The sequence below is a fragment of the Chitinophaga varians genome, from assembly GCF_014529945.1.
GTDB lineage: Bacteria > Bacteroidota > Bacteroidia > Chitinophagales > Chitinophagaceae > Chitinophaga > Chitinophaga varians.
In genome coordinates this window covers 314524-328153 of sequence record NZ_JACVFB010000003.1, presented here as the reverse complement: position 1 = coordinate 328153, position 13630 = coordinate 314524, and the positions used below count along the sequence as shown (strand labels likewise).

Annotated in this window: 10 protein-coding genes; 2 read left to right on the top strand and 8 right to left on the bottom strand. The window is 51.8% G+C overall.

The window, feature by feature from the left end:
* Positions 1–2 precede the first annotated feature (2 nt).
* From ICL55_RS15685 to ICL55_RS15675, 3 genes are all read right to left on the bottom strand, one after another.
* Positions 3–3413 (bottom strand): SusC/RagA family TonB-linked outer membrane protein, encoded by a 3411-nt coding sequence (locus ICL55_RS15685; protein ID WP_246496386.1) that lies wholly within the window; start codon positions 3411–3413, stop codon positions 3–5.
* A 243-nt stretch (positions 3414–3656) separates the two neighbouring features.
* Positions 3657–4814, bottom strand: a complete 1158-nt coding sequence (locus ICL55_RS15680; protein ID WP_188098875.1) for a FecR domain-containing protein — start codon at positions 4812–4814, stop codon at positions 3657–3659.
* A gap of 185 nt (positions 4815–4999) precedes the next feature.
* A complete protein-coding gene (locus ICL55_RS15675) occupies positions 5000–5599 on the bottom strand; it encodes an RNA polymerase sigma factor (protein WP_188098873.1) in 600 nt (199 codons plus the stop codon).
* Between the two features lie 151 nt (positions 5600–5750).
* Here ICL55_RS15675 and ICL55_RS15670 point away from each other — a divergent pair, with 151 nt between their 5' ends.
* Together ICL55_RS15670 and ICL55_RS15665 are read left to right on the top strand one after the other, a co-directional pair.
* A complete protein-coding gene (locus tag ICL55_RS15670; protein WP_188098871.1) occupies positions 5751–6911 on the top strand; it encodes an SGNH/GDSL hydrolase family protein in 1161 nt (386 codons plus the stop codon).
* 36 nt (positions 6912–6947) lie between these two features.
* Positions 6948–7502, top strand: coding sequence for a sugar O-acetyltransferase (locus tag ICL55_RS15665; RefSeq protein ID WP_188098869.1), 555 nt, complete (start codon positions 6948–6950; stop codon positions 7500–7502).
* Positions 7503–7572: 70 nt separating this feature from the next.
* On the opposite strand, the gene ICL55_RS15660 is transcribed toward ICL55_RS15665, so the two are convergent.
* The 5 genes from ICL55_RS15660 to ICL55_RS15640 all read right to left on the bottom strand — a co-directional run bounded on the left by ICL55_RS15660 (position 7573) and on the right by ICL55_RS15640 (position 13574).
* Positions 7573–8385, bottom strand: a complete 813-nt coding sequence (locus ICL55_RS15660; RefSeq protein ID WP_188098867.1) for a hypothetical protein — start codon at positions 8383–8385, stop codon at positions 7573–7575.
* A 102-nt stretch (positions 8386–8487) separates the two neighbouring features.
* The gene (locus ICL55_RS15655; RefSeq protein WP_188098865.1) at positions 8488–9300 is read right to left on the bottom strand and encodes a hypothetical protein; all 813 of its coding nucleotides are present in this window, start codon (positions 9298–9300) and stop codon (positions 8488–8490) included.
* 225 nt (positions 9301–9525) lie between these two features.
* Positions 9526–11754: a CocE/NonD family hydrolase gene (locus ICL55_RS15650; RefSeq protein ID WP_223151469.1), complete on the bottom strand. Its 2229-nt coding sequence runs from the start codon at positions 11752–11754 to the stop codon at positions 9526–9528.
* Between the two features lie 34 nt (positions 11755–11788).
* A complete protein-coding gene (locus ICL55_RS15645; RefSeq protein ID WP_188098863.1) occupies positions 11789–12508 on the bottom strand; it encodes a LytR/AlgR family response regulator transcription factor in 720 nt (239 codons plus the stop codon).
* A 19-nt stretch (positions 12509–12527) separates the two neighbouring features.
* Complete coding sequence (locus tag ICL55_RS15640) at positions 12528–13574, bottom strand: sensor histidine kinase (protein ID WP_188098861.1); 1047 nt, start codon at positions 13572–13574, stop codon at positions 12528–12530.
* Positions 13575–13630: the final 56 nt, after the last annotated feature.

Sequence of the window (13630 nt, the reverse complement as noted above, 5' to 3'; positions counted from 1 at the left end):
CGTTAGAATCCGAGGTTCACCCCTACGTTGAACACCCGTTGCACCGGATAGCCGAGACCGTTACCTCCCATTTCCACATCCCACAGTTTAAAATTGCTGAAGCTGAGCAGGTTGAAACCATTGGCATAGAGGCGCAGCTGGGAGAGGCCATAACGTTTCAGTCCGCGTGGCGGGAGGGTATATCCCAGCTCCACGGTTTTGAGCCGCAGGAAGGCGCCGTTGCGCATCCACCAGGTGGAGGTCTGGAGGTTGTTGTTCTGGTAGCTGTAACTGAGGCGTGGCCAGAAAGCGTACAGGTCACGGTTGTTTTCAGACCAGTGGTTATCTGCGATTACCTGCAGCAGGCCATGCTGATCGACGGTGGGCGACACTTCGCCATCAGGATAGACATAGTGGCCGGTGATGAAAGGCGCCATAGCACCGGGGTTGATGAAGATGGATGAACGGCCGGACCCCTGGAAGAACGCGCTGATATCGAATGCGCCGTAACCGAAGGTGAAACCGAAGCCGTAGTTGAGTTCAGGAGTGGTAGGGTAGCCTATCGGCACCCGGTCAAGGTCGGTAATCTGGCCGTCGCCGTTGATGTCTTTGTATTTAATATCGCCGGCCATATACTTGCCGTAATTCTGGCGCGGAGAGTTCAGCACTTCATGCTCATCGATGAAGTAACGTTCTGCCACGAGGCCCCAGGTCTGCGCAATAGGATAGCCTACACGCGAGAGGTACCTGTTTTGCTCGGGATACAGCGGTTCTTCGTTGACCAATATTTTGCTGGTGGCATAGGTGAAGGTACCACGTACCTGCAGCCAGGTCTTTTTGCCGAAGTTGCGTTTGTATTCCATGGTCATGTCCACACCACGGCCTTCCGCGATACCGACGTTGGCTTGTGGTATGCCATACAGTCCCATCGTAGTGGGGATATAGGCGCGGGACATCAGGATGTTGGTACGGCGCTCATGGAAGAAATCCGTTTCCAGATGCAGATTTTTAAATAGCTCCAGTTCAAAGCCCAGATTGGTTTTGTAAGCTTTCTCCCAGGTGATGTTTTTGTTTTCATACCGGTTGATACGTACCCCCGCTTTGCCTTCTGTGAAATTCTCGCCAAACGTATAGCCGTTGCCGCCACCCAGGTCTATGTCTGACAGATAGAAGAAACGGTCGTCGTTGTTGCCGATCTGGTCATTACCTACCAGGCCATAAGTGGCGCGCAGTTTCAGCCGGGACACGACCGGCAGCAGTCCCGAAAAAAACGCTTCATTGCTGACAGTCCAGCCGCCGCCGATAGAAGGAAAGAAGCCCCAGCGGTGATTTCTGTCGAATCTTTCGGAGCCGTTGTAGCCGAAGTTAAATTCCATCATGTAACGATCGTCGTAGGCGTAGGTGAACCTGCCGGAGACGCCCTGGTTGCGGCGCGGCAGTGAAGCGATGAGCGAGCCTGCATTGGCGCTCAGCTGGTTGTTGAGGATGGTGATGAGCATACCATTGATCGCATGGCGGTCGTTGATCACCTTGTCATAGTTAACGGCTGCTTCCATATAGGTGAACGTGGTCACCTGTTTGCTGCCGGGGCTGTAGTTCAGGTATTCCGTGCCCTGCGTTTCGTTGAGCAGCGTGAGCCCGCGGAGGCCTTCTTCAGGGTCCATGCTGACGCTATAGTAGAACGGGTTGAATTTCCGGCTCATATTGAAGAAGGAGTACCGTTTGGTATAGGCCATCATTCGGGCAGACAAGCCTTTGGTGATGAAGTTGAAATTCTGCTTCAGTTCCAACTGTGCAATCAGCGTGGACGATGTTTCCTGCTGGAAGCCAGACACCGCGCTGGCGAAAGGGTTGGTGTAGAAAGTGCCGTCGTCGGCTTTCATATTACCGAAGAGGGGATGTTTCTCATCGGGTGCGAGGCTGGCCGGAAAGTAAGCGGGGAAGCGCACCGGCGTGGCGCTCATGGCCTGCCGGAATATTTCCCCGCCGCCTCTGATAGGTCCGTTGTATTCGGAGAACCTGCCGGAGGTGCGCACCACGGCATCCGTGGTAGGCGTAAGTTTTATGTTGATGTTGGAGCGTATCTCGTAGTTGCGTGTCTTCACATTGCTGTTGAAGTTGTTATCATTGATGGTGCGTAGCACGCCGTTATCGATGTTGTAGGTGGCGCCGATATAATATTGCGCTCTTTCCACGCCGCCATTGAGATTGAGGTTGTAGCGCTGGTTGTTGGTGGTGCTTTTCACCAGTTCATTGATCCAGTTGTTGTTGGGATATACGTAGGGATCGTCACCGGCGGCGGTATGGGCTATCTGGCTTTGTGTGTACGGCCTGTTGGTCAGCGGTTCCCGGGTGATGACTGCTTCATTGGCCAGTTTCATATAGGTGATGTTGTCTGCCAGTTTGAAGTTGCGGGTATTGGAGGAGGTGGAGTTTTCAACGCGTACGTTAAACCTTGTCTTGCCCAGCTGGCCGGATTTGGTGGTAACGAGGATCACGCCGTTGGCTCCTCTGGCGCCGTATAACGAAGAAGCGGTGGCATCTTTGAGGATAGAGAAACCGGCGATATCGTCGGGCTGGATGCGGGCCAGATCGTTAGGAGTCATTTCCATGCCATCGATGAGGATGAGCGGGTCTACCTTGCCGCTGCCGAAGGAGGTGATGCCGCGGATAAAGAACTCGGCGTTGTCACGGCCGGGTTCCCCGCTGCGCTGGAAGGAGATGACACCTGCCAGTCTGCCTGCCATCATGGTGGTAAGGTTGCTGGTGGGGCCTTTCAGCTCTTTGGGATTGATGGTGGTGACAGCGCCCACCATGCTGTTTTTTTTCTGGGTGCCGTAAGCCACTACGGCCACTTCATTCAGCTTGCTGTCTATCGGTTGCAGTACGGCGGTGATCATACCGCTGCGGGCCACCGGCATTTCTTTCCTGTCGAAGCCGATGTAGGTGAAGATGAGCACATCTTTGGTGGTCATGCGCATGGTGAAGTTACCGCCGGCATCTGTCTGCACGCCCTTTTTGGGGTCCGACTTCAGGGTGACGGACACGCCGGGCAGGGACAAGCCGCTGCTATCGGTCACTTTTCCGCGGATGACGATGGAGGAGTCGGTAACTGCCGGATTACGTATAGGCGCCGGCGTTTCCTTTTCCCGGATAATAATGGTGGAGCCTACCACCGACCAGGTAAGGGGCAGATCTTTCATACAGGCTTTCAGCGCCTCTTCCAGAGAGGCATTGGATACGGCGATGTCGATACCCTGGGTGCGCTGCAGCATCTGGCGGTCGCCGATAAAGCTGCATCCGGTTTGTTTGCGGATAGACTTCAGCACTTCCAGGAGGGACGCGTTTTTCTGGTGAAGTGTCACCTGCTGGCCGAAAGCGCCGGCGGTAGCCTGTAGGGTAGCTGCGATCATCAAGACGAGCGTGAGTTTCATAAACAGCAGAATTGTAGGGGGCAAGCCTCCGGCCTGCCTACCCCGTTTGACCTTTTGTTTAAAAAGCATAAATTGGGTACGCTTGGTTTAATGTGTTAAGAATTCATTCAGTCCACTGATGAAGGAAAACAACCGGGCAATACTTACCCGGACGCGTTGCGACCGCGTCTGGGTTTTTCTTCGGTTATCCTGTTCCGATGGAATTACATGTTGTTAATTTTGGTTGATACGATATGCTGTTTTTTACGGTGATACGATAATCTTTCTGTTAACGGCCTTAAAGTGTATTTTTCCTGTGAGCTCCAGTATTTTCAGTACTTCGCTCAGGTTTTCATTCCGTGAAATATCTCCTATAAATGCCTGATTACTGATATTGCCTTCATATTCCACCTGTATATCATACCAGCGTTCCAGCTGTGGCATGATGTCGCGGATGTTGCCATTGAAAATAAATCGTCCGTCTTTCCAGGCCATTTCCTGGTCGGTGTCTACTGTGCGGACAGTCAGGGCCTCGCTGCCTCTGGGCAGTACCGACTGCTGGCCGGGTGACAGCTGCAGGGTGTTACCGCCGGCGCTAACGGCTACTTTGCCTGCTGAGAGGGTAGTACGTATCTGTGTTTCCTCCGGATAGGCGCTGACGGTAAAGTGGGTGCCCAGTACGTTGACCTGCATGGCGCCTGCTTTCACGACGAAGGGTTTGTTCACTTGCGGGGCTACTTCAAAATAAGCTTCACCGCTGATTTCCACCGTACGGTCGTTACCGTTAAACGCCACCGGGAAACGGATGGAGGAAGCAGCGTTTAGCCATACCCGTGTGCCATCCTGAAGCAGCAGCTGGTACTGCCCGCCCCGCGGGGTGGAAAGGGTATTGTATACGGTGGTGGCGGTTTCCCGCTGTGGATTGTATTGCAACAACCCGGCTGCTATTTTCAGTACATGGCTGGGTTTTGTTGTGCCTGTGGCGCCGGTGCTGTCCAGCTCAATGGTGGTGCCATCGGCCAGTTGCAGCGTGGCGCGACTGCTGCCGGCGGGTATGTTGGTCGCCGCAGCGCGCGGCACCTGTTTATGGAAGGCCGTCTGTTGCCACAGCGCATAGCCTGTAGCGGCGAGTAGAAGCGCCACGCCTGCCGCGAGGGTACGTGTTCTTTTCCACCAGGGCAACGGGATGATCCGGGCCGGTTGCTGGCGGTCCAGCTCCCGCAGCATACGGTCCAGCAGCTCCGGATCGGCCGGCAGCCATACAGGGTGCTGTTCCAGCAGCAGGGTGTATTCGTCCAGCAGACTTTGTACTTCCTGTAGCGGTTGTTCGTGGACCCATTGCGCAAAGGCCGCGTGTTCTTCAGGGGTGGCGGTCCCGGCAGCGTATCTTTTTACGAAGAGGCCTGCTTCTTCATTGTTCATAAAGTGACATTTTGGTTGCACAGCTATTAGTAAGACACGCGTATCCCAAAATAAGACAGGTCGGTTAGAAAAAAAATTTTTTAATTATTGGGGAGATACTTAAATCATATTTTAAGTAGGAATACAAGATAAGTATAAGAAAAAGGGAAATCTTATCATGATCTGTGCCCGTAGAGGCGTCACCGTTATAAGCAGTTATCGAAGAGTGTCAGGAAAACCAGCAGGGAAGCGGTGATATCTCCATGTTTCTGCAGATAGTCGCGGATAAAATCGGAAGCGGCATAGAGGTGCTGTTTTACGGCAGAAGAAGAGATATGCAGCTGGTCGGCGATCTCGTGCGTATTCAGACCGCTTTCATGGCTCAGGCGAAATACCTCCTGGCGGCGCTTGGGTAACTTATTGATGGCATCTTTGGCCAGCTCATAGTATTGTTTGTATTGCAACAGTTCACCGGCATCGGCGTTCTCTGGCGCGTCTTCGGCGGCCATTATTTGCTGCACCCGCATCTTTACCTTGGCGCTCCGGAAATAATTAAGTACCTGATTGCGCGTAACGCGAAAAAGAAAACTACGCATGGAACGAATTTCTCCCAGCGTTTCCCGTTTCATCCAGATGCGCGTGAAGACATTCTGCAGGATATCTTCGGCATCTTCGCGGGAACGGATAAAAAGATAGATATAACGATACAACTCGCCGGCATGCTGCTCATACAGCAGTACAAAAGACGCTCTGTCGCCCTGGCACAGGCCGGTCATCATAGCAGCATCATCAGGCAAGTTATTCATATCAGGTCCATGAAATTACACCATCGCTGTTGGCAGCATTAGCAGCTTTAAGATAGCTAAATCAGCTTAATAATCAAATTCCCGGGGCGGAAGCCCCGGGACTGGAATGTTTACAGGTTGTTGTTTATCTTGGGGGATAGAATGTTCCGTTATGAAAAAACTACTTCCGGTATGGTTATTATTACTGGCCACGTTTCCTGCGTTGGCGCAACTGAAAAGCGAAACTTTTATTACCCGTTATGGCAATCTGAATAACGCCTGGTATCAGATCAGTGCCCGCAAAAAGGCTACGGTCGCCTTTCTGGGCGGTTCCATTACCAATATGGAGGGCTGGCGCGGCAAGGTGGACGATTATCTCACCCGCACCTATCCGGCCACGGCTTTCACGCTGCTGAATGCCGGGATCCCTTCGCTGGGCAGCCTGCCACATGCTTTCCGGTTGCAGCAGGATGTGCTGGACAAAGGCCAGGTGGACCTGCTATTGGTGGAAGCGGCCGTGAATGATAAAGTGAACGGTACGGCTGCCACGGTGCAGCGCCGCGCGCTGGAAGGCATTATCCGGCACACGCTGACTGCCAATCCGCAGATGAATATTATACTGATGGCTTTTGTGGATGAAGATAAAATGGCGGATTACCGTGCCGGGAAAATACCGGCGGAAGTAGCGCTGCATGAGGAGATGGCACGCCGTTATCAGCTGCCGTTTGTGAATCTGGCGAAGGAAGTCACTACCCGCATCGATGCGGGAGAGTTCTCCTGGAAGGATGATTTTAAAGATCTGCATCCGTCGCCATTCGGACAGGAAATTTACTTCCACACCATCCGGCAGCTGCTGGACAGCGCGTTCAACCGGGCGGCGCCACGGAAGATGGTGGCGGCAAAACTACCAGCCGCAACAGATCCATTTAATTATGTGAACGGTCACTACGTGGACGTACACACGGCGGATCACCTACAGGGATTTACGGTAGCGGAGTCCTGGAAGCCGTCAGACAAAGTACATACCCGTCCGGGATTTGTGGACGTGCCTATGCTGGTATCGGGCACTACGGAAGCCTCCTTCGAACTGCCTTTCACCGGCCGCACGGTAGGCGTGGCATTGCTGTCGGGGCCGGATGCGGGCGTTATCCGTTACAGGATAGACAACAAACCGGAGCAACAGATGGATACCCGGACACAATGGAGCCGCAGCCTCTATCTGCCGTGGTACCTGATACTGGGCGATGAACTGACTACGGGTACCCATACACTGAAAATCACCACTACACCCGGCAGCGTCTGCCGTATTGTTCATTTTCTGGTGAACCGATGAAAATTTATATTTTCAGGATAACACAACGGACATCTTATGAAAAGCGAAAAAGAAAAAATGATAGCGGGAGAGCTGTATGATGCATCAGACCCACAGCTGCACGCTGACAGAACAAAGGCCAAAAAACTATTGCATCGCCTGAATGTAACAGAATACCTAGTTACTGACAGCGCGCGGGAAGTATTAAAAGAGCTGATTCCTAATACAGCAGGACGTCTGTACATTGAACCCCCGTTTCATTGCGACTATGGTTACAATATTTTCTGTGGCAACCAGGTGTATTTTAATGTCAACTGTGTGGTGCTGGACATTTGTCCGGTGAGGATCGGTAACAATGTGATGTTTGGACCGGCAGCACAGATATATGCAGCTACACATCCGCTGGACAAAGTGCATCGTCGCAGCGAAGAATATGGAAAGCCGGTCGTGATTGGTGATGACTGCTGGATTGGCGGCGGTGCCATTATCTGCCCGGGCGTTACAATTGGCAGCGGTTCAGTCGTTGCCGCGGGTGCGGTAGTAACCAAAGACGTACCTGAAAACGTACTGGTAGCGGGCAACCCCGCGAGAGTGGTCCGGGAACTGGCCTGAGTGTGATGATATACCGGTGAAAAAAGCCATGGCGTTATGCCACGGCTTTTTTCATGGATAACGGTAACGGCTATTGATAATATTCAAAAACAGTTACTTCTGTACGAGGGGATACGATAAACTGATAGGTAACAGTAGACTTGGTGACTTTGTTCTGGGCATTGTATTCATACACATAGGTATTGGTGAGGACAGGTTGCCCGGGCTCTGTTCTTACCACTGTCAGGACATTATTAGCATTCATGGCTGTTGGTATAAATCTGTCACTGATGGTACCAAACCCCAATGGCGCTTCCCAGTTAGGTTTGCTGTCAAAGGTGTAGGTGTCTGTGTAGGCGGCATAGACAGATTCAACCCCGTGACTGATAGTGTATTTTTTGTAAAAAACCTGGGTAATGTTATTGCCTGTCCATACCAGGGAGTCTGTTTCCCTCAATTGCCCGGCGCCGGGAAGACCGCTGTAGGTGAATACTTTCTCTATTTTTCCATTGGCGTTGTAACGCGCTGAATCATAGGCGGGGTATTTCATATGAACGATCTTCTGAAGTTTGTTGCTGGCATACACCAGTTTTAGGTTTAACATGCTGGGGCTGAATATTTGCGATTCATCATAATCGCTTTGCCAGACTTCCGATAACACACCATTGGCGTATTTCATCGTGTCAATGCCGCCGCCTACGTCAGTACCGTCTATCCATCCGTAAGTTACTTTGGATACGGTTTGATCATTGTTGTACGCGATGCGGGAGGTGTCTGTCACGCTGTAGAAGCCTTTCAGCAGGCCGGAAGATGTGGTGAGGCCTGCTTGCAGGGGCGTGTTTGTTTTGGAGCAGGCAGCAAACAATAGCGCCATTCCGGCTAATGCTAATAATTGTTTTTTCATGGGTTGTTAATTTTATTATATGGATGTTTATCAAGCGGATTTTCGGGGGGTACAAAAAAGCCGTAGACTGATGCTACGGCTTTTTGTGAATAGTGATCTCAATTATTTATAGTATTCAAAGACTGTTACTTCTACGCCGGGACGTTGATCGAACACGTAGGTGGCTGTTCTTTTGATGACTTTGTTTTTCTCGTATTCATATACATACGAATTCGTACGGTCGGCCTGACCTTCCTGAGACCTTGTTTGTGTCAGGATGTTATTGGCATTATATGCTTCCGGGGCAAAGCCGCCATCCATGGTAGCAGCTCCCAGTGGCGACTGCCAGCTTGCTTTATCATCAAACGTATAGGTGTCTGTGTAGGTGTAGCTGACTTTTTCAACGCCGTTATCCGTGTAAAAACCTTCGTGTACTACTTTAGTAATGTTGTTACCAGTCCATACAATAGAGTCTGTGCCGCTTTTGGTGATATTAGGTTTCTGACCACCGAAACGGAATATTTTCTCGATTTTGCCGCTGGCATTGTAGCGGGCAGAATCATAGTACAGATAATCAGTTTTTCCGGGATTGATGATCTTCTGGATTCTGTTGTCTACATATACAAATTGCGCTGTCAGCTCATTGGGACCGAATACTTTTGATTCGGCGTATTCGCTTCCCCAGATTTCAGATACCCTGCTGTCAGCGTATTTCACGGTGGTGATACCGCCGCCAATGTCTGTACCGTCTATCCAGCCGTAGGTTATCTTTGATACGGTCTTGTCGTTGTTGTACTCAATGCGGGTGGTGTCTGTAATGCTGTACATGCCTTTCAGCAGGCCGGCAGTAGGGTTTTCAGATGGTGCGTCGTCCTTTTTGGAACAGGCAGCAAACAATACGGCGATGCCCGCCAGTGCGAGTAGTTGTTTCTTCATAGGTTGTTATGTGTGATTTAATATTTCAAGGGTATACACCCGTTGCTACGGGTGACTGTTCTTTCATAGGTTGTTATGTGTAATGTACTATTTCAATGGTATTACTATGGTATACAAACTTGGGCCTGTTACTGTCGGTTGCTAAAATATAATTTATTTTACTTATATCAAAGTCTTTGTAAATAAAAAAATTACAATGAATATATTCTTATCAAGTAATCTTTTCTAGTGCGCTATGCCAATTTTGATGTAGCTGTCGTTTCTCCAGCGCAGCTTTACCGGTTCGCGTGCATCGGTGATCGTTTCTTCACTGACATCTTTTCCTGTACCATAGTTGATTTGTTCAAATGGATTTTGATTGATGTTGATCACCACCACCAGCCGGCTTCCTTTTGACAGCCGTTTGCTGATCATACGGGTATTACTAAACGAAACGGGGTTGACACTGTTCGGTATCAGTAGCCGGCGTTCTTCGAGGCTGGCGGCATAGCTCGCCCGCCCGAGAAAATAGGAAAGCTGAAAATACCGCCCATCGGATGTTTGCTCATAGAGATCGATACCAAGATCTACATCTTTTTTATTGGGGATGACCTGTAGCAGGCCATGGAACGACCCATTCACCGCAATATCCGCCGGCAGGGGTTCACTCACAAATACCAGTCCGTTGGCCGTATTGATGGTGGTATCGATCAGATCAGGAAGAATATAATTACCGGTAAAGTCACCGTTCCTGTCGGCGAGGTCTGCCTGTTGCAACAGGAAGTCTGTATCTGTTGGTGGCTGTTGCAACAGTTGCCGGGGCGCAAGATAGAACGTCAGCGTGTCGTTATTCATCTGCTGCAGGGACGGTGCATGTTTCCATTGATTGGCACTCATTACCTGATAGTTGACACGGTCTTTCAGCAGCGCGGGTTTGGGGCCGCCTTTCAGGATATGATCAAACCACTGATAAATCAATTGATGGATACTGATACGGGCCACACTGTCCAGCGTATAGCCGTTGAGGTAAGGAGCCGGCACATGCTGGCAGCCAAGATGATCATACGGCCCTATAACCAGATAATGTGCTGCGTTGGGGCGGTACCGTAAGTGTTCCCGGAAATAATACATGGCGCCGATCTGTGCGCCATCGAAATAGCCGGTGGTGCTGAGTATGGGGATGTTGATCCGGGAGAAATCTTCCTGATAGGCTGTCATATTTTGCCAGTAGGCATCATAGGCAGGATGGGAAAGCCAGCGGCGGAAAATGGGATTGGGCGTGCCGTCCAGGCTATCCAGTGTTTGCCAGGCAGCGCCACTGTTGTACCAGTTGAACTGCATATAACGCCAGCGTGCCCGATCGTTGTACGTCACGTTGTCCAGAAATTTGTTGTTGGTGACATAAGGTATCCACGGATATACGAAACCCATGAACACATTGTTTTCCTTGGGGACGTCGTAACCCGGTACCACAGCGGCGGAGGGCACGATGGTTTTCAGCGCAGGCGGTACGCCGTTTTTAACGGCGGCCCATTGCGTGAAGCCCACGTAGCTGCCTCCATACATACCGATGCTGCCATTGCACCAGGGCTGGCTACTGATCCAGTCGATCACATCACGGGCGTCATTGCCGTCATGCTCATACGGCTCTGTAGCATCAGGACTAAGCCGTTTGCCTCTGGTGTTGGCCACCACGCCTACATAACCTTTATCGGCCGCTTCTTTGGCGATGGTAAGGTTAGCCCCTTCGGTATAGATGGTGAAAAAAAAGATAACGGGCAACGGTTCCTGCTGCTGCCTGGGCCGCACAACGATCGCGGATACGCTGGCGCCATCGCGGGTACGTATCAACAGGCTGTCGCGGATAAGGTACTGCTGCTGGTTCACCTGTTGCAGCAACGGCGCTGCCATGGCGGTGATACGGGGCATCAACTGCCACGTGGCATACCGCCGGCATAGCTGTATGGCGTCTGCCAGGGAGATACTGTCCTGCGTGACCAGCGAGGCCAGCTGCCGTTGCAGATCGGCCTTGAGCGCAGCGCTGTCGGCAGTATACCAGTTGTCGAGATCGTAACGGCTGCCTGCGTGCAGCCGTGCCAGTGATGCCCGGAATGCTTCCGGGAAAGCCTTGCCTATAGGCTGTTTATATTGCGTGGCATGGATATAGGTCTCATATTGAATGAACCTTACCGCCGCTTTTTCCGGATCGCTCTGTGCATATGCAGCGCGGTATTGCTGAATGGTGTGCAGCGCTGCTTCATATTGCCGGGCCGCTAATTGTACCATCAGCAGCTGTTGCAGATAGCCCCATGTGTCCGGGCCGGGATGAAGCTGCGGCAGCACTTTTGCCGCTAAGGCAGGGAGCTCACGTTCCATTATTTCAGGATGCGTGGCGGCTTCGCGGGAAAATATAAATGACTGGGCAAGGGCGTTGCCGTGCAGGCATAACAAGGCCCACAAGAGCATAAGTCTCATGAAAATCATCTTACAAAATATTAAAGGGAGAAGATTACATTTTATTCCACTGTTTGAAACGAACGGCCTGCCTGCCGGACACGATAACGGAAACATCCCCACGAATGGTCAGCTGTAACCGGCCGCCATCGATGGTAATGATATCGGTGATATAACGGGCATGGACCAACTGATTTCGATTGGCCCGGAAAAAGCAGGTGGGATCGAGGCGTTCCTCCAGCTGATTCAGCGAGGTTTTGATCAGGGCCAGCCTGTCGGCTGTCCGGATGCGGGCGTAATTATTCACCGACTCTACGAGATAAATATCGTTTTGTTGCACAAAAAAACACTGATCGCCGTCTTTGATGAACAGCTGCTTGTCGGGCACCATGCTGCCGGACAACGCGGCGCGCTCCCGCACTTTGGTCCGGTGTTTCTCCATGGCCTGTGCAAACCGCTCGGCGCGAAAAGGTTTCAGCAGATAGTCCAGCGCATTGTTGTCGAAAGCCTGCACGGCATATGTATCATAGGCTGTGGTGAAAATAACGTCGGGCACAGCTGAGAGGCTGGCCAGCAGCTCAAAACCATTGGCGCCAGGCATCTGCACATCCAGAAACAGCAGGCCGGGGGAGGTATCCCTTATGAGCGTCAGCGCGTCGGGCACATGGCGTGCTTCTCCTGCTACCTCATAATCGGTGTAAGGCAACAGCGCCCGTTTGATTTCTTCCCGGGCGGCACGCTCATCATCTATGATCACTACCTGTATCTTTTGCATACTGTATGGTTAGTCGCCGCTACGCAGCAGGAATCGAAATAACGGACAATACCTGTTCTTCCGGCAACGCTGTTATCTGAAAAGAGGCCCGTCCCTGGAACTGCAGCTGTAGCCGCTCTTGCAGATTACGAATGCCCAGTCCTCCCGAAGCAGATGGTTGTAAGATGCCCGGATTTTGTACCGACAAACGGATATGCCCGCCGTCACTCACGACGTTGATGGTGATACGACCACCTGTTATACTATGGGCAATGCCATGTTTGATGGCATTCTCCACCAGTGTCTGCATGCCGAGCGGCGGAACGGAAATGCCCGTCAGCGCCGGGTCTACGCGGATGTCTATTTGCAGCCTGTCTTCAAAGCGTAACTTCTCCAGTTCCAGGTAGTCGCTGACCAGTTGCATTTCTTCACGGAGCGTCACCAGTTGGTCGGACCGCTTGTACAACGCATTGCGCAGCAGGTCGGAAAGCAGGTCGATAGCCCTGCGGGCCAGCACCGGGTTTTCCAGCACCAGCGATTTGATATTGTTCAGGGAATTAAAAAAGAAATGCGGATTGAGTTGAGCGGTGAGATTGTCGAGCTGCACTTCCTTTGCCAGCAGCTGTAGCCGTGCGTTTTCGCGGGCAGCGGCATTTTGTTGCTGTGCATAGTGGTACAGATGCCACGCCAATACCCATACGGCCATGGTGCGGATGCCTGTCATAAACGGTACCTGGCTGTTGTTGTGCAGGTATTGGAAGAAGGTCTGCCCGTGATACCCCCACCAGTAGAAACGCAGCGTTACCGCCAGGGTGAAACAAACGGCCAGTATCACAATGGCCGGGATGATACGCAACATCAGCGGTCTGGGGCGCAGCAGGTGCCAGCCTTGTCGCAATGCAAACAGCCGGTAGGCGTGCGTGAGCAGTAGGTTCACGCCGATATCCGCCACGAAATTGAGCGTGGCGAAGGCGTAGCTGAAAGTCGGGCTACGGACAAAAGCGTCCACCTCCCAATAAAGGGCGGCGGTTGTCCAGCCGGACAGCTGGCATTGCCAGTAGGGTGATAGAAGCGCCTGCTTTTTCATACCGGACAAAGTAAACCGTTCCGCCGGACATAAAAAAGTAAAGTACAGGAGCGCTG

What these genes read in the sequence shown, in the direction of transcription:
- ICL55_RS15685 (WP_246496386.1), bottom strand. Translation starts at nt 3,413, where the DNA reads ATGAAACTCACGCTCGTCTTGATGATCGCAGCTACCCTACAGGCTACC.
- ICL55_RS15680 (WP_188098875.1), bottom strand. Translation starts at nt 4,814, where the DNA reads ATGAACAATGAAGAAGCAGGCCTCTTCGTAAAAAGATACGCTGCCGGG.
- ICL55_RS15675 (WP_188098873.1), bottom strand. Translation starts at nt 5,599, where the DNA reads ATGAATAACTTGCCTGATGATGCTGCTATGATGACCGGCCTGTGCCAG.
- ICL55_RS15670 (WP_188098871.1), top strand. Translation starts at nt 5,751, where the DNA reads ATGAAAAAACTACTTCCGGTATGGTTATTATTACTGGCCACGTTTCCT.
- ICL55_RS15665 (WP_188098869.1), top strand. Translation starts at nt 6,948, where the DNA reads ATGAAAAGCGAAAAAGAAAAAATGATAGCGGGAGAGCTGTATGATGCA.
- ICL55_RS15660 (WP_188098867.1), bottom strand. Translation starts at nt 8,385, where the DNA reads ATGAAAAAACAATTATTAGCATTAGCCGGAATGGCGCTATTGTTTGCT.
- ICL55_RS15655 (WP_188098865.1), bottom strand. Translation starts at nt 9,300, where the DNA reads ATGAAGAAACAACTACTCGCACTGGCGGGCATCGCCGTATTGTTTGCT.
- ICL55_RS15650 (WP_223151469.1), bottom strand. Translation starts at nt 11,754, where the DNA reads ATGAGACTTATGCTCTTGTGGGCCTTGTTATGCCTGCACGGCAACGCC.
- ICL55_RS15645 (WP_188098863.1), bottom strand. Translation starts at nt 12,508, where the DNA reads ATGCAAAAGATACAGGTAGTGATCATAGATGATGAGCGTGCCGCCCGG.
- ICL55_RS15640 (WP_188098861.1), bottom strand. Translation starts at nt 13,574, where the DNA reads ATGAAAAAGCAGGCGCTTCTATCACCCTACTGGCAATGCCAGCTGTCC.